This window comes from Massilia sp. AB1 (assembly GCF_018119385.1).
Lineage (GTDB): Bacteria > Pseudomonadota > Gammaproteobacteria > Burkholderiales > Burkholderiaceae_D > Telluria.
Genome location: NZ_JAGKSG010000070.1, coordinates 1 through 16,372, shown reverse-complemented (window position 1 = coordinate 16,372; position 16,372 = coordinate 1). Strand labels below are relative to the sequence as shown.

Below are 16,372 nucleotides of genomic sequence, written 5' to 3'. Positions count from 1 at the left end.
GCCCGCAGGCGGCTCTTTCACAAGCTGGAAACCAGCTTATTGCCCGCGCTTGGCGCGCGCCTTGGCGGCGATACGCATGCGCAGCGCGTTCAGCTTGATGAAGCCGCCCGCGTCCGCCTGGTTGTAGGCGCCGCCGTCTTCGTCGAAGGTCGCGATGTTCATGTCGAACAGCGAATCGGTCTTCGAATCGCGCGACACCACGATCACATTGCCCTTGTACAGCTTCAGGCGGACCCAGCCGTTCACGCTCTTCTGGGTGTGGTCGATCAGGGTCTGCAGCGCGACGCGCTCCGGCGCCCACCAGTAGCCGTTATAGATCAGCGAAGCGTAGCGCGGCATCAGGTCGTCCTTCAGGTGCGCCACTTCGCGGTCCAGGGTGATCGATTCGATCGCACGGTGGGCGCGCAACATGATGGTGCCGCCCGGGGTTTCGTAGCAGCCGCGCGACTTCATGCCGACGTAGCGGTTTTCGACCAGGTCCAGGCGGCCGATGCCGTGCTTGCCGCCCAGGCGGTTCAGCTCGGTCAGGACGGCGGCCGGCGACAGGCGCTTGCCGTTCAGGCCGACGATGTCGCCCTGTTCGAATTCCACGTCCAGGTACTCGGCTTCGTTCGGCGCCTGCTCCGGCGACACGGTCCAGCGCCACATCGATTCCTCGGCTTCCGCGCTCGGGTTCTCCAGGTGGCGGCCTTCGAAGGAGATGTGCAGCAGGTTGGCGTCCATCGAGTAGGGCGCGCCGCCGTTCTTGTGCTTCATGTCGATGTCGATGCCGGCGTCTTCCGCGTATTTCAGCAGCTTCTCGCGCGACAGCAGGTCCCATTCGCGCCACGGGGCGATGATCTTGACGTCCGGCTTCAGCGCATAGGCGCCCAGCTCGAAACGCACCTGGTCGTTGCCCTTGCCGGTCGCGCCGTGCGAGACGGCGTCGGCGCCGGTCTCGTTGGCGATCTCGATCAGGCGCTTGGCGATCAGCGGACGCGCGATCGAGGTGCCCAGCAGGTATTCGCCTTCATACACGGTGTTGGCGCGGAACATCGGGAACACGAAGTCGCGCACGAATTCCTCGCGCACATCGTCGATGTAGATGTTTTCCGGCTTGATGCCGAACTTCAGCGCCTTGGCGCGCGCCGGTTCCAGCTCTTCGCCCTGGCCGAGGTCGGCCGTGAAGGTCACGATCTCGCAGTTGTAATGGTCTTGCAGCCACTTCAGGATGACCGAGGTGTCGAGGCCGCCGGAGTAGGCGAGTACTACTTTTTTGATGTCGCTCATGGAATGTCCAGTGATGGAAGGATGGAGGGGACTAAATGGTCAGCCGGCCCATGGGAGTGCCGCCAGGCAGGGAAGCAAGGCGACGGGCCAACGATCAAACATATGGTTGTGGTGGGTAAAAAGGTTAATCGTAAAAACGGGTCAAGCGCAGATCAAGCGGGTTCGTGGCAGCAGGCTTCGATGTTGTGGCCGTCCGGATCCAGCACGAAAGCGCCGTAATAGTTCGCATGATAATGCGGACGCGGTCCCGGCGCACCATTGTCGCGGCCGCCGGCGGCCAGCGCCGCCGCATGAAACGCATCGACCATGGCGCGAGTCGTCACGCGGAAGGCCACGTGCACCGGCGGATGGTTGACCGGCTTCGCGGCGGTCGCGCCCGAGATCCAGAAATCCGGCTTGGGCGGCTCGCCGAAGCCGGCGACATCGGTGCCCTGGGTGACGGCGGCCGGAATCTCGGCCAGCAGCGCATAGCCGATCGGAGCCAGTGCCTTTTCGTAAAAGGCGCGGCTGCGCAGGTAGTCCGCCACGATGACGCCGGTATGGTCGATCATTACTTGTCCTCGATGCGGCCGAGCAGCAGGTATTCGATCAGGGCTTTCTGCACGTGCAGGCGGTTCTCGGCCTCGTCCCAGACCACCGACTGCGGGCCGTCGATGACTTCGGCGGCCACTTCCTCGCCGCGGTGGGCCGGCAGGCAGTGCATGAACAGGGCGTCCGGCGCGGCGCGCGCCATCTTGGCGCCGTCCACGATGAAGCCGTCGAAAGCCTTGAGGCGCTCGGCGTTTTCCTTTTCGTAGCCCATGCTGGTCCAGACGTCGGTGTTCACCAGGTGCGCACCCGCGCAGGCATCCGAAGGATTATCGAACAGGGTGTAGCGCGAGGTATTGACCAGCTTCGGATCCAGCTCGTAGCCCTTCGGGGTCGAGACGTTCAGGTGGAAGCCGAACACTTCGGCCGCCTGCAGCCAGGAATACAGCATGTTGTTGGCGTCGCCGATCCAGGCCACCGTCTTGCCGGTGATGGAGCCGCGGTGCTCGTAGAAGGTGAACACGTCGGCCAGCACCTGGCAGGGGTGGTGCTCGTTGGTCAGGCCGTTAATCACCGGCACGCGCGAATGGGCGGCGAAACGCTCGATGATGTCCTGGCCGAAGGTGCGCACCATGATGATGTCGCACATGCGCGACATGACCTGGCCGGCGTCCTCGACCGGCTCGCCGCGGCCCAGCTGGCTGTCGCGGGTGTTCAGGTAGATCGCCGCGCCGCCCAGCTGGTGCATGCCGGCCTCGAAGGACAGGCGGGTACGGGTCGAGCTCTTCTCGAACACCATCACCAGGGTGCGGTCGACCAGCGGGTGGTACACCTCGTAGGCCTTGAACTTGCGCTTGATGACCTCCGCGCGCTTGATCACGTATTCGAATTCGTCGCGGGTGAAGTCGGAGAACTGCAGGAAGTGCTTGATCGGAGTAGTGCCGGGCATAATGAGGTCTGCTATCTGTTATCCCTTGAATTATAAGGGTTTTTGTTTGCCCTTACATAAAGGGCATGGATTCGGGATTATTGACTGCGTAAATATTCTATACGCGGCCATTCAGCTCATCAATAAAGGGTTTGCGAGGACTCGTGCAGCAGCTGGGCGTAGAGCTCGTGGCGCATCTTCGCGATCTTGCCGTCCGCGACCGCGCCCAGCACCGCGCACTGGGGCTCGGCCAAGTGCCGGCAGTTATAGTACTTGCAGCCGCCCAGGTAGGGCTTGAACTCGATGAAGGCGCGCTCCAGCATGCCTTCGGTCAGGTGATACAGGCCGAACTCCTGGAAGCCGGGCGAATCGATGATCGATGCCCCGTCCTTCAGCCAGTAGAGGCGGGTGAAGGTGGTCGTGTGCTTGCCCGTGTCGAGCGCTTCCGAGATCTCGCGCACGGCGATGTCGGCGTCCGGCACCAGCAGGTTGATCAGCGAGGACTTGCCCATGCCGGACTGGCCGATGAAGATCGAGGAATGGCCTTCGAGCAGCGGCATGAGGGTGGCGACGGTGTCCTCCGGCCGGGTCCTGGCCGACACCTCGTGCACCGGGTAGCCGAGGGCCGCGTAGACGGCGACGCGCTCGCGTGCGCGCGGCAGGTTGTCCTCGACGTCGATCTTGTTGAGGATCAGGTGGGCCTCGATGCCGGCCGCCTCGCAGGCCACCAGGGCGCGCGAGACCAGGTCGTCGGCGAAGCTCGGCTCGGTCGCGACGACGATGAACAGGCGCGAGATGTTCGCCGCCAGCAGCTTCGACTTGTACTGGTCGGAGCGGTAGAGCAGGGTGGCGCGGTCGGCGATGCGCTCGATCACGGCCTGGTCTTCCGAGGTCTTCTTGAGGTGGACGATGTCGCCGACGGCCACATTGGTCTTCTTGCCGCGCGTGACGCATTGCAGCTTGACGCCGTCCGCATCGGCCAGGTAGTGGCGGCCGTGGGCCGCGATGATGGTGCCTTTCAACTCGCTCATGCCGCCGCCTGCTGGTCGAACAGGACGTCGGTGCGCGCCGCGCAGACGAAGTCGTTCTCGGTCAGCGCGCCGCCGGCCGAATGGGTGCTCCAGCTCACGCCGACCTTGCCGTAGCCTACCGCCAGGTCCGGGTGGTGGTCTTCCTGTTCCGCCATCCGGGCGACGGCGTTCACGAAGGCGATGGTGGCGCGGTAGTCGGCGAACCTGAAGTCGCGGCGCAGCACGCCGTTGGCGGCCTGCCAGCCCGGCACGTCGTTCAGCATGGCGTCGACGACGCGCGGATTCAGGGCCTGGGCGTTGCGGATGCAGTGGCGGTCGGCGAGTTTCATGCGGCCGCCATGGTCAGGTGCTTCACCCGGATCGAGGCCGGCGGGTGCGAGTCGTAGAAGGCCGAATGCAGCGGGTCCGGGGTCAGGGTCGAGGCATTGTCCTCGTACATCTTGACCAGGGCCGAGACCAGGTGGCGATAGTCGGTATGCCTGGCAGCGAAGGCGTCGGCCTCGAATTCGTGCTTGCGCGAAGTGATGGAGTTCAGCGGCGACAGCACGAAGGTGAAGATCGGCAGCACCAGGGCGAACAGGATCAGGGCCATGCCGTCGTTCGAGGCGTCCATGAAGGGCTGGACACCGAGGCCGGTATAGAACCAGACCTGGGTCTTGAGGTAGCCGAGCAGGGCCAGGAACGCGAGCGACAGCGCGAACATCACCACGATGCGCTTGACGATGTGGCGCAGCTTGAAGTGGCCCAGTTCGTGGGCCAGCACGGCCTCGATCTCCTGCGGTTCCAGGCGCGAGAGCAGGGTGTCGAAGAACACGATGCGCTTGTTCTCGCCGAAGCCCGAGAAATAGGCGTTGCCGTGGGCGCTGCGCTTGCTGCCGTCCATGACGAACAGGCCTTTCGAGGCGAAGCCGGTGCGCGCCATCAGGCCCTCGATGCGCTCCTTGAGGCTCACGTCGGCGAGCGGGGTGAACTTGTTGAACAGCGGCGCGATGACGGTCGGGTAGAGCACCATCATCAAGAGCTGGAAGCCGCTCCACACCAGCCAGGTGTAGAACCACCACAGGTCGCCGCTCTTGTCCATCAGGGTCAGGATCACCCAGAGCAGCGGCAGGCCGATCACGGCGCCCACCAGCGCGCCCTTGAGCAGGTCCGAGAACCACAGGGCGGGCGTCATCTTGTTGAAGCCGAAGCGTTCCTCCAGCACGAACTGGCGGTACCAGTCGAGCGGCAGGTCCAGCAGGCCGGACAGGATCGCGAACGTCACCACCAAAGCCATCTGGTGTAGCATCCCCGGACCGGTGACCGGCAGCAGGGCGGTCGACAGCCATTGCAGGCCGCCCAGCAGGGTGAAGCCGACCAGCACCACGCCGCCCCAGAACAGGCCGACGATGCCGGCGCGGGTCTTGGCGACGGTGTAGTCGGCGGCTTTCTGGTGCGCGTGCAGGGGCACTTTAGAGGCGAACTCGGCCGGCACGCTGGCGCGGTGGCGCAGCACGTGGCGAAGTTGCCGGCTGGCCAGCCAGAAGCGCAGGCCGAGCGTCAGCAGCAGAAATACGACGAACAAAACTGAAAACCCGAGTGAAGACATGTGTGCTTGTGAGAAAATGCGGGATTGATTGATAAGGCAACTATCAGGAATAAGCGAGAATTATGTCACAAGCCAATGAAACGCAATTGCCTGGCATCGCCCAGGAACGCCCGAACGAATTCAATCTCGTCTGGGTGGACATGGAAATGACCGGCTTGGACCCGGACAACGACCGCATCATCGAAATCGCGGTGATCGTCACCGACGCCCAGCTGAACGTGGTTGCCGAGGGCCCGGTGTTCGCCATCCACCAGAGCGACGAGACCCTGGACAAGATGGACGCCTGGAACAAGGGCACGCACGGCAAGTCGGGCCTGATCGACCGCGTCAAGGCTTCGACCGTGGATGAGGCGCAGGCGGAAGAGCAGCTGATCGCCTTCCTCAAGCAGTACGTCCCGGCGAACAAGTCGCCGATGTGCGGCAACTCGATCTGCCAGGACCGCCGCTTCATGGCGCGCGGCATGCCGAAGCTGGAAGCCTTCTTCCACTACCGCAACCTGGACGTGTCGACCCTCAAGGAACTGTGCCGCCGCTGGAAGCCGGAGCTGGCGACCGGGTTCAAGAAGCACCAGAAGCATACGGCGCTGGCGGATATTACCGAGTCGATTGAAGAGCTGAAGTATTATCGCGAGCATTTCATCAAGCTCTGACGTTTTCGGCTGCTCGCGCAAACCTGGATCCCGGCCTTCGCCGGGATGACGTTTTTTGGCAGCGAGCCGCAATAGCTCCGTTAGTCGACCACATCAGCACGTCGTTCCGGCGAAGTCCGGAACAATGCCACTGGCATTGTTCCGCCCAAGTTCGCAGCACACCTCCCACGCCTCCTTCCCCCACCCAGCCGTAAAAAAAATGACACGGCATTAACGAAAAGTTATGCGACAATCTTTCGCATGGCCCCGTTCACGCACACCGGTCTCGGAGGAGACAGCCAGATGCCGGCCCTGCTGCGCCGCCACGACTGGTCCTCCACCACGCTAGGCCCCGCCGCTACCTGGCCGCCGGCCCTGAGGACGGCGGTCGACATGATGCTGCACTCGTCCTTCCCCATGTTCATCGCCTGGGGCCCCGAGCTCGTCTTCCTCTACAACGACGCCAACATTCCCCTGCTGGGCGAGCGCCACCCGCAGGCACTCGGCGCGCGCCTGTCCGACGTCTGGCCGGAAGTCTGGCCCTACCTGGTTCCCATGGTCGACCGCGCCCTGTCCGGCAAGCCGGTCTACCACGAGGACATGGAACTGACCCTGCGCCGCCACGGCTACGCCGAGCGCGCCATGTTCACCTTTTCCTTCGCGCCCCTGCACGGCGCCGACGGCGAAACGGCGGGCCTGTTCTGCACCTGCATGGAAACCACCAGCCGCGTGCTGGCCGAACGCCGCGCCGCCTTCGAGCTGCGCGTCTCCGACGCCATCCGCCCGCTGCTGCACCCGGAGGAGGTGATCGAGACCGCCAGCGGCCTGCTGGGACGCGAGCTGCGCGCCGCGCGCGTGCTGTACGCCGAGATGGACGACGCCCTGGGCCGTTTCAGCGTGCCGCGCATGTGGAGCCAGGACGGGCGCGCCGTGCCCACCCGCCCCGAGTTCCAGTTCGCCGACTTCGGCCCGGCGCTCGCAGCCGAGCTGCGCGCCGGGAACGTGGTGCGCATGGACGACAGCGCGCGCGACGTCCGCACCGCCGGTTTCCGCAGCGTCTACGTGGCCGAGCGGGTCGGCGCGCTGCTCGCGGTCCCGCTGGTCAAGCGCGGCCGCCTGACCGCCTGCCTGGGCATCCACACCCCGCATCCGCGCCACTGGAGCGACCACGACGCCCGCCTGGCGCGCGACGTCGCCGAGCGCACCTGGTCGGCCGCCGAAGCGGTGCGCGCCCAGGCCGAGCTGCGCGTGGAGCGCGACCGCGCCCGCTACATCTTCGACGCCATCGCCGAAGGCTTCGCCCTGTTCGACCGCAACTGGACCATCCTGCAAATGAACGCCGAGGGCCTGCGCATCTGCGGCCTCGACGCGCACCAGGTCATCGGCCGCAACCACTGGGAAATCTTCCCCGAATCGCTCGACACCGAGGGCGGGCGCATGTACCGCGAGGTGATGCGCACGCGCAGCGCCGGCAGCGCCGAATACTGCCGCGTGTTCCCGGGCGGGCGCCGCGTGTGGTCCGAGATCCGCGCCTATCCCACCCAGGACGGCGGCATCGCCTCCTTCTTCCGCGACATCACCGACCGCAAGCTGGCCGAGGACAAGCTGATGGAGGCCGACCGCCGCAAGGACGAATTCCTGGCCATGCTGGCGCACGAGCTGCGCAACCCGCTGGCGCCGATCAGCGCCGCCGCCGAGCTGCTCAAGCTGGGCGCGATGGACGAGGCGCGGGTCCAGCAGAGCAGCACCATCATCGGCCGCCAGGTGCGCCACATGACCCGCCTGGTGGACGACCTGCTGGACGTGTCGCGCGTGACGCGCGGCCTGATCACCCTGGCGCGGGTGGCGGTCGATGCGCGCGTGGTGGTCGACGAGGCGGTCGAGCAGGTGCGGCCCATGATCGATGCGCGCGGCCAGCAGCTGTCGGTGCGCCTGCCGCCGCACGGCGCCGTGGTCCTGGGCGACAAGGCGCGCCTGGTGCAGGTGGTGGCCAATGTGCTGGGCAACGCCAGCAAGTACACGCCGGAAGGGCGCCAGATCGACCTGCGCGCCGAGGCGCTCGGCCCGCGCCTGGTGCTGTCGGTGCGCGACGAGGGCATCGGCATGGACCGCGAACTGACCGGGCGCGTGTTCGACCTGTTCACCCAGGCCGAACGCTCGTCGGACCGCTCGCAGGGCGGCCTGGGACTGGGCCTGGCGCTGGTGAAGAACCTGGTGGAGCTGCACGGGGGCACGGTCGGCTGCACCAGCCCGGGGCTGGGCAAGGGCAGCACCTTCGTGATCACGCTTCCGCTCGAGCAGGAGACCCTGCTGCCGGAAGACCTGCCTGCGCTGGAGGCGCCGCCGGCGGCCGGGCATTTGAAGGTGCTGGTGGTGGACGACAATGCCGATGCGGCCGAGATGCTCGGCATGCTGCTGGCCTCGCACGGCCACGAAGTGGTGATCGAACACGATTCGCTGCGGGCGCTGGACCGGGCGCGCAGCGTGCGTCCGGACGTCTGCCTGCTGGATATCGGCCTGCCCGAGATGGACGGCAAGGAACTGGCGCGGCGCCTGCGCGCCCAGCCGGAGACGCGGGATGCGGTGCTGGTGGCCGTGACCGGCTACGGCCAGCAGCAGGACCGCGAGGAAGCCCTCGCGGCGGGCTTCCAGCACCACCTGGTCAAGCCGGTCAACTTCGACCACCTGATCGGGGTGCTGGAAAGCCTGAGGGGCGCCTCGCTCAGCGCATCTGGGTGAAGTTCACCGGGATGAAGCGGTAGCCCTTGCCCTCGGTGGCCAGGTAGCCCAGGCCGGGGAACTGCAGGTGGGCGCCGCCGATCATGTAGCCGCCCTTGGCGGCGGCGTCGAATTCCTTCTTGCGTGCGGCGGCGGCGGCCTTCTGGTCGCTGTCGAAGGAGATCGTCACCTTCGGCTCGGCCATCTGCACCGGGGCCACGTGGATCAGGTCGCCGATCACCAGCAGCTTCTGGCCCTTGCTTTCGACCATATAGGTGGTGTGGCCGGGGGTGTGGGCGCCGGTGCCGTGGGCGCGGATGCCCGGCACCAGCTCGACGTCGCCCTCGATCGCCTTGAACTTGCCGGCCTTCACATACGGCTGGACCGCCGCCATCGCGGCCTGGAAGCCGCCCTTGTCCTTGGCCTTGTCCATGTTCTCCTGGCTCAGCCAGTAGTCGGCTTCGTTCTTGCCGGCGCGCAGGACGGCGTTCGGAAACACGATCTGCGCATTGTTCACCAGGCCGCCGGCGTGGTCGCCGTGGAAGTGGGTGACGTAGATCTCGTCCACCTGTTCCGGGCTGTAGCCGGCGGCCTTCATGTTGGCGATCAGCTTGCCCAGGGTCGGGCCGAAGAAGCTGCCGGCGCCGGCGTCCACCAGCACCAGCTTGGCGCCGGTATTGATCAGGTAGGCATTGACCGAGGTCTCCAGCGGGGTCTTCAGGTGGTGCTTGGCCAGGGTGGTCTTGGTCTTGTCCGCCTTGTCGGCCAGCAGCTGCTCGACCGGCAAGTCGACCGTGCCGTCCGACAGCGGGGTCACTTCGAAATCGCCCAGCATGATGCGGTAGTAGCCGGGCGCCGGGGTCTTGGCCATCGGCGCGGCGGCCAGGGCCGGGGTGGCGAGGCAGCCGGCTGCGATGGCGGCGGCGAGGGCGGTGACTGCGTGGCGTTGGAAGATGCTCATCTTGGTGTCCTTGTTGTTGGGTGGCGGCGCGGTGCATGCGCAAGCTTGCATATCGTACATCATTGCTTTTTTGAATGCTCGCCCCCTGTTGGGGGTTGGTTTGTTGTGGCGCAACGCACCACGGTAGAGCGGTCCGCACCGTCATGGACGAGCTCGCACCTATTTTGTGCAATTGTGGTGTAATAGAAGTATTTTCCGTCCAACTTTTCCGCAATGCTCATTCGCGCCGCTTCCCGTCTCCGTCGCCGTCTGCCGCAACCGGTTGCCCTTCCTCCCACTGCCCAAGCCCGCGCCGCCCTCGGCGCCGTGATCGGCCTGCTGTTGTCCGGCCTGCTCAGCCACATCGCGCTGGGCTGGGCCGCTCCCGGCGCCCATATCGCCTGGCTGGTCGCTCCCATGGCGGCATCGGCCGTGCTGCTGTTCTGCGTGCCGGCCAGCCCGCTGGCCCAGCCCTGGTCGGTCATCGGCGGCAATGTGGTGTCGGCGCTGACCGGCGTGGCCTGCGCCCAGCTGATTCCGGAACCGATGCTGGCCGCGCCCCTGGCCGGCGGCCTGGCGATCGCGATGATGTTCCTGCTGCGCTGCCTGCATCCGCCCGGCGGCGCGGCGGCGATGACGGCCGTGCTGGGCGGCGACGCGGTGCGCGAAGCCGGCTTCGCCTTCGCGCTGGCGCCGGTAGGCCTGAATGCGGTGCTGCTGGTCGTGGCGGCGCTGGCCTACAACCGCCTGACCGGAGCGCACCACGCGCACGCGCCAGTCAAGCCGTCGATCGTGGACGACGAAGACCTGGACGCGGCGCTGGAACACTTTGGCGAACCACTGGACGTGAGCCGGGAAGACCTGGCGACCATCGTCCACGACGCCGAGCAGCACGCGGTCGAACGCCGCGCGCGCGGACTGCGTGCCGGCGAAGTGAGCGTGGCGCCGGTGGCGCGCCTGGCGCCGGACCAGCCCTTGTCGAGCGCGCGCGAACAGCTGCTGCGCCACGGCGTGCCGGCGCTGCCGGTGGTGGATGGGGAAGGGCGGCTGCTGGGCCTCCTGACCCAGGCCCAGCTGCTGCGCGCGGCCTCGGAAGCCGAGATGCGCTCGCTGGGTTCGCGCGCCAGGCTGGCGCTGGTGTCGCTGGCGGGCATGCGCGAGGCGCAGCGCGTGGGCGACCTGATGACGGCCGGGGTGGCGGTGAATGACACGCAGCCGGCCACCGAAGCGGCGGCGCTGGCCGCAAGGCTCGGGCTGGCGCGCGTGCCGGTGGTGGATGCGAAAGGAATGCTGGCGGGGATGACCGGGCCGGCGGAAGTGCTGGCGGCCTTGCATGGGGCAGCCATGGAGCGGGCCGCCTAGCCCGGCATCGCATTAAATTAGTTTGCCCAAAGACCGTCGCCCCGGCGCAGGCCCTAATCTATGCCCACATCGTTGCAAGTCTCCAGCCCTGCACTATGCCGTCGAAACGCTGGAGGCCGTGCAGCATAGTGATAGGGCCGGCCTTGGCTTCGCTGGCGTAGCCCATCCAACCGCCTAGACGGGCAATTGTCCATGCGGCCCAAGCCATGCTGTTTGCAAGGTAAGGGTTTTTTTGCTTGGCGGTCTTGCCCTGGAGTTTGTCCTGCAGCTTGTCCAGCACTTCGATTTCGTTGTCGTCAAACGCGTCGCCGGCTGGTTGTTCGGTTTGGTTGTCACGCGCATTCACCATTTGAAGCGTGCGTACCGCCGCGAAGGTGGCGGCGCTGGCTAGTTTGAGCAGTTCATCGGCGTGTTCCAGTTGGCTCGATTCAAGATCCATGCCCTGCCGTTTGAGTGTTCGAAACAGCTGTTCGATCTGCCAGCGCTGCTCGTACCACGCCACGATCTGGAGCGCCTCGTCCACTTGCTGCACATCGTGGGTAGTCAGCAAAATCCAGTGCACCGGCTCCTCGCCTGGGAGTACCGAGTCGCGTGTCTCTTGCACCTCCACCACGGACAGCGCGATGCTCGCTTGTCGTGCGCGGCAGCCTTCCGGTCTCTTGATTTTCACCTGGCCGAAGCGTAGTTCAATGTCTGCCTTATGGGCCGTGCGCGCTTTGCTTCGTGCACCGCCTGCGCTGTGATATGCCTTCGATGCGGCTCGCGCCGGGACATCCAGCACCAAGCTGGCCTTGGCCGGCTGATTGTTCAGCCACTCAAATAAAGTGCCGCCGCCCTCGAGCTGCCGGTCGTAATGGGCACGCGTGAGCAAGTGGACACGTTCATTGGGGACACGGTCCCATTCTTCGTAGATGTCGCTCTCGCGGTCTGCTATGACGGTCACGAGCGCAGCGTCTTGCAGACACTGCGCCGCAGCCTGCGCACCGTCAATCCAGCACATCGATTCCTTTTCCTCGATAGGCCGACGCTCGCGCTTGGGCTGATCCTGAGTCTCGCGTACCCATGTCGCCAAGTGAGCAATACCCAGACAATCATGGTTTTTGGCATCGACGGCCAGCACCGGATGAAGAAACAATCCATACCCTTTGCCGCCACTGGTCGGACCCAATCCGGCGGTGCGCTGCCGGTGAGCGCTAAAGTCGAATTCGCTGGTGTCTTGAATGGCCAGCACGTGACGCCCGACCGCTGCCTTGGCGGTGCGTTCGCTGCCATGCCGGATGATCTCTTGTCGGGTCACGTTAGGGTGCTTCAGAAACCGATAAATTCGTTTCTGCTCAGCACGTTCGTCGCTCAACTGACGCACACACACCGTGCTGCGCTCGATCATTCGCTTCAAAAACAGCATACCACTCTTACAAAGCCGCTCATCACCGAACAGGCCAATGCAGTGTTCAACAGCCAACAGCTCTTCCGTATTCATGACTGGCTCCGCAAGTCTGAAATCATCGATTCAGCATATGCTGAATCGCTGTTTCAGACATGTGGGCACAGATTAGGGCGCAGGCCGGGGCGACGGTTTTTAAGCTAGCGATCGAATGCGCCGTTCGCGGGAATCAAGCGTTCTCCGCCCCGCAGCACTTCTTGTACTTCTTCCCGCTGCCGCACGGGCAATCGTCGTTCCGCCCCACCTTCGGCTCCTCGCGCCGCACGGTCTCCACGCCCGGCTTGCGGCGCGGCAGCCACCAGCGGTGGATCGCAGGCAGGTTGGCTTCGATCGCCAGCGCCAGCTGGTGCGCCTTGGCCGGATCTTCGACTTCCGGCAGTTCTTCTTCATCGATCTCGTCGGCGCCGAGCAGGTAGATCGGGCGCATCAGCTCGCCCACTTCGGAATCCCAGATCTCGTCCCAGGAACCGGGACGCAGTTCCATCCCTTCCCAGAAGCCCCAGCACCAGGCTTCGGCGTCGATCAGGGTCTTGCCCTGGTGTTCGTGTTCGCAGAAGAGGGGCTCGAATTCCTTCGGCGCCACCTCGAAGGTGACCAGCACTTCGTTCATGAAGCGCGTGATCAGGTTCAGGATGCGCTCTTCCTCGCGTCCGTTCTTCCACTTCGGCGCGCTCTTGCCGTCCTCTCCCCAGACGCGCGGCAGCCACTCGGCCGGCATGATGGGCTCGGGCCCGATCGCGATGGCGGTCAGGTAGCCGTGCAGGGTGTCCATGGTCATCGCGTCGTCGGAGCAACGGTCGGACAACAGGAACTGGTCGAGTTCGTCGAATTCTTTTTCGGTAAGGGGCTGGTCGAGGTGCATGAAATGACTCTGATTGCGTTGAAGGCGCCAGTGTAACGCCTGCGCCGCATGCGGGTATAAAAATCGTCACTCACGCGCACCTGGGCGCGGCATTACAATGCGGGCATGACTACCGCGCCTACTGAAACCCATCCTTTCTCCCGCCTCGATCCCCAGCTGGTGCTGGAAGCCATCGAGAGCGTCGGCCTGTACGGCGACGGCCGCCTGCTGGCGCTCAACAGCTATGAAAACCGCGTCTACCAGGTCGGGATGGAGGAGGGGCCGCCGGTGGTGGTCAAGTTCTACCGCCCCGGGCGCTGGAGCGATGCCGCGATCCTCGAAGAGCATGCCTTCGTGGCCGAGCTGGACGAGCAGGAGGTGCCCGTGGTGCCGGCCATGGTGCTGGACGGGCGCACCCTGCATGCGTTCGGGGGCTTCCGCTTCGCCGTCTTCCCGCGCCGCGGCGGCCGCGCGCCCGAGCTGGACGACCCGGCCACCCTGGAGTGGATCGGGCGCTTCATCGGCCGCATCCATGTGGTCGGCGCGGCCAAGCCCTTCCTCGAACGGCCGGCGCTGGATCCCCAGACCTTCGGGCGCGAACCCTACGCGTATCTGCGCAGCCACGATTTCCTGCCGCCGGAACTGCTCCAGACCTGGTCGAGCGTGGTCGAGCAGGCCCTGGACGGCGTCCAGCGCTGCTATGAACGGGCAGGGGAGTTGCCGCTGCTGCGCCTGCACGGCGACTGCCATGGCGGCAACGTGCTGTGGACGCCGGACGGCCCGCATTACGTCGACTTCGACGACAGCCGCATGGGACCGGCGATGCAGGATCTGTGGATGCTGCTCTCGGGCGAGCGCCAGGAAATGGTGCGCCAGATGGGCGACGTGCTGGCCGGCTACGAGGACTTCTGCGAATTCCACCCGCGCCAGCTCTACCTGGTGGAAGCGCTGCGCACCCTGCGCCTGATTCATTACTCGGCCTGGCTGGCCTCGCGCTGGGACGATCCGGCCTTCCCGGCCGCCTTCCCGTGGTTTAACACCCAGCGCTACTGGCAGGACCGCATCCTCGAATTGCGCGAGCAGGTGGCGCTGATGGACGAGCCGCCGCTGTGGCCTGTCTAGAATTGGACGCTCATCACCGTTCAGTTCCGCGTGGCACGCGGGCGCGTTTTCCCGGATAATCGACGGGAACCCTCCCGCCTCCGGGACCGCAGTATCGAGAGTAACCATGGAACCCAAGCAATCCCCACCGGCCCGGCCGGACGACACCGATTTCATGATCGACCTGTCGCATGCCGGCAGCGTCCTGCCGTCTGGCAACGCCGAACCCGCTCCAGGACCGACTGAAAAGCCGGCCGCGAAGCCGTCCGGGCGCGGCCCGCTGGACTTCCGCGAGATCCAGGAAGCCATCGCCCGCGTGGAAGCCGAGGCCAAGGCCAACGTCGCCGCCGAGAGCCGCGCCCACGCCGAGAACCGCGCCCGCACGCTGGCCGAGGAGCGCGCCGCGATGGATGCCGCCGCCGCGGCGGCAGCCCTGGCCAACGCCCAGGCGTCGGAAGACGCGATCGCCGCCAACCGCGACCGCCTGGAATCGCTGCGCGCGGCTGCGCAAGCTTCCGCCGAGCGCCTGGAAGCGATCCGCCAGGAGACGGCCGAGTTGCGCGCCCGCGTCAAGAGCGACACCGAGATCCGCGTGGCGGCCGAAGCGCGTGCCCGCCAGGAAGAAGAAGCGCGGCGCCGCGCCAGTGAACAGATCGAAGCCCAGACCGAAATGGCGGCCAAGGCCGCGCGCGCGGCCGACGAGCTGCTGGCCCAGACCGAGCAGGCCCGCCTGCAGGCGGCCGAGCGCATGGCGGCGGTGGAGGCGGCCAAGGAAGAAGTGCTGCACAACGCCAGCGCCGACGCGCGCGTGGCGATCCTGGCGCGCGAGCGCGAGCGCGCCGAGCGGGCGGCGCGCGCCACCGCCGAAAAGCTGGCCCAGGCCGAAGCCGAGGCCCTGGAACTGACCCTGCAGCGCGAGCGCGCCGACCAGGTGGCGCTGGCATCAAGCTTCCAGCGTGCCGCGGCCGAGGCGCGCGCCCTGGAAGAGGCGCGGGCGCTGGCCCACATCGAACAGGAGCGCGAGGCGATCGCGCTGGCCCAGGCCGAGTCCGAGCGCGTGGCCGCCCAGTCGCTGCGCATGCGTCTGCAGACCGAGAAGGAATTGCGCGACGCCGCCACCCACCGCGAGCGCCTGGAGCAGATGGCGGCCTCCGGCGCGGAAGCGCGGCGCGAAGCCGAGACCCGCATCCTGGCCGCGACCGAGGCGCGCATCGAGGCCGACCGCAAGCTGCGCGAAGTGGCCGAGGAACGCGCCCGCGCCGAAGAGGAAGCCAGCCTGCAGGGGCAGGCGCGCCTGGAGGCCGAAGCGGTGGCCGCGCGCCACGCGCGTGAACGGGCGGCGGCCGACGAAGCGGCCGCCCAGGCGGCCCAGCGCCAGGCCGAGGAAGAACAGCGCCAGCGCGCGCTCGCCGAGGAGCGTGCCGCCCAGGTCCAGGCCGACGCCGAGGCTCGCGCCGCCGAGAACGCGGCCGAGCAGGCGGTACTGGAAGCCGCCGCGGCCCAGGTCGAGGCCCAGCGCCAGGCGGCCCAGGCGGCCGTGCGCCGCGCCGAGGAAGCGCAGCGCCTGGCCGAGGCCGAGCGCGAGCGCGCACGGGCCGAGGAGGCTGCGCTGGCCCAGCTGCAGGAAAAGCTCGCGGCCGAGCGCGAACTGACCCAGGCCGCCGAAGCGCGCATGCAGGCCGAGGAAGCGACCGCGGCCCAGATGCGCGCCCAGCTCGAGGCCGAACGCCGCCTCGAAGCTGCCGCACGCGCCGCATGGGAAGCCCAGCAGGAACAGGCGCGCGCGGCGATCGAGGAAGCCGGGCAGGCCGAGGCGGCCGCTTCCGCCCAGCAGGCGAATGCACGCCGGGCGGTGGAACTGGCCCAGGCCCAGGCCGAGCGGGCCGAGGTGGAGCACCGCCAGCTGGCGCTGACCGAGGAGGCGATTGCCGCCGAGCGGGCCGCGACCCAGGCCGCGCGCGAATCGCTGGCCCTGGTCGAGCGCAAGCTGGCC

14 protein-coding genes are annotated in these 16,372 nt (G+C 66.6%); 5 read left to right on the top strand and 9 right to left on the bottom strand.

The window, feature by feature from the left end; translation table 11 throughout:
- Positions 1–36 precede the first annotated feature (36 nt).
- The 6 genes from J8847_RS22810 to J8847_RS22785 form a co-directional block, all read right to left on the bottom strand.
- On the bottom strand, positions 37–1,269 hold the full coding sequence (locus J8847_RS22810) for an argininosuccinate synthase (protein ID WP_211526971.1): 1,233 nt from the start codon (positions 1,267–1,269) through the stop codon (positions 37–39).
- A 152-nt stretch (positions 1,270–1,421) separates the two neighbouring features.
- Positions 1,422–1,820, bottom strand: a complete 399-nt coding sequence (locus J8847_RS22805) for a VOC family protein (RefSeq protein WP_211526970.1) — start codon at positions 1,818–1,820, stop codon at positions 1,422–1,424.
- A complete protein-coding gene (gene argF / locus J8847_RS22800; protein WP_211526969.1) occupies positions 1,820–2,746 on the bottom strand; it encodes an ornithine carbamoyltransferase in 927 nt (308 codons plus the stop codon). The genes J8847_RS22805 and argF overlap by 1 nt, the downstream gene beginning before the upstream one ends.
- 119 nt (positions 2,747–2,865) lie before the next feature.
- The gene (gene rsgA / locus J8847_RS22795; protein WP_211526968.1) at positions 2,866–3,756 is read right to left on the bottom strand and encodes a ribosome small subunit-dependent GTPase A; all 891 of its coding nucleotides are present in this window, start codon (positions 3,754–3,756) and stop codon (positions 2,866–2,868) included.
- Complete coding sequence (locus tag J8847_RS22790; protein ID WP_211526967.1) at positions 3,753–4,085, bottom strand: 4a-hydroxytetrahydrobiopterin dehydratase; 333 nt, start codon at positions 4,083–4,085, stop codon at positions 3,753–3,755. The genes rsgA and J8847_RS22790 overlap by 4 nt, the downstream gene beginning before the upstream one ends.
- Complete coding sequence (locus tag J8847_RS22785; protein ID WP_211526966.1) at positions 4,082–5,344, bottom strand: M48 family metallopeptidase; 1,263 nt, start codon at positions 5,342–5,344, stop codon at positions 4,082–4,084. The genes J8847_RS22790 and J8847_RS22785 overlap by 4 nt, the downstream gene beginning before the upstream one ends.
- A 62-nt stretch (positions 5,345–5,406) precedes the next feature.
- Between J8847_RS22785 and orn the strand changes: the two genes are divergently transcribed.
- Both orn and J8847_RS22775 read left to right on the top strand, forming a co-directional pair.
- Entirely contained in the window at positions 5,407–5,994 is a 588-nt protein-coding gene (gene orn, locus J8847_RS22780; RefSeq protein WP_211526965.1) for an oligoribonuclease, read from the top strand.
- A gap of 240 nt (positions 5,995–6,234) precedes the next feature.
- The gene (locus tag J8847_RS22775; protein WP_229513147.1) at positions 6,235–8,712 is read left to right on the top strand and encodes an ATP-binding protein; all 2,478 of its coding nucleotides are present in this window, start codon (positions 6,235–6,237) and stop codon (positions 8,710–8,712) included.
- Here J8847_RS22775 and J8847_RS22770 read toward each other — a convergent pair.
- Positions 8,696–9,652, bottom strand: a complete 957-nt coding sequence (locus J8847_RS22770; protein WP_211526964.1) for an MBL fold metallo-hydrolase — start codon at positions 9,650–9,652, stop codon at positions 8,696–8,698. The genes J8847_RS22775 and J8847_RS22770 overlap by 17 nt on opposite strands.
- Positions 9,653–9,958: 306 nt before the next feature.
- Here J8847_RS22770 and J8847_RS24390 point away from each other — a divergent pair, with 306 nt between their 5' ends.
- Positions 9,959–10,993 carry an HPP family protein gene (locus J8847_RS24390; RefSeq protein WP_373999978.1) on the top strand — a complete coding sequence of 345 codons (1,035 nt, stop codon included), beginning with the start codon at positions 9,959–9,961 and terminating at the stop codon, positions 10,991–10,993.
- Positions 10,994–11,051: 58 nt separating this feature from the next.
- Here J8847_RS24390 and J8847_RS22760 read toward each other — a convergent pair whose 3' ends face one another.
- The gene (locus J8847_RS22760; protein ID WP_211526962.1) at positions 11,052–12,473 is read right to left on the bottom strand and encodes an IS4 family transposase; all 1,422 of its coding nucleotides are present in this window, start codon (positions 12,471–12,473) and stop codon (positions 11,052–11,054) included.
- Positions 12,474–12,606: 133 nt separating this feature from the next.
- Positions 12,607–13,299, bottom strand: coding sequence for a UPF0149 family protein (locus J8847_RS22755; protein WP_211526961.1), 693 nt, complete (start codon positions 13,297–13,299; stop codon positions 12,607–12,609).
- A 105-nt stretch (positions 13,300–13,404) separates the two neighbouring features.
- Between J8847_RS22755 and J8847_RS22750 the strand changes: the two genes are divergently transcribed.
- Positions 13,405–14,400 (top strand): serine/threonine protein kinase, encoded by a 996-nt coding sequence (locus J8847_RS22750; RefSeq protein WP_211526960.1) that lies wholly within the window; start codon positions 13,405–13,407, stop codon positions 14,398–14,400.
- Positions 14,401–14,506: 106 nt separating this feature from the next.
- A partial coding sequence (locus tag J8847_RS22745; RefSeq protein WP_229513145.1) for a hypothetical protein occupies positions 14,507–16,372 on the top strand: 1,866 nt, incomplete at its 3' end.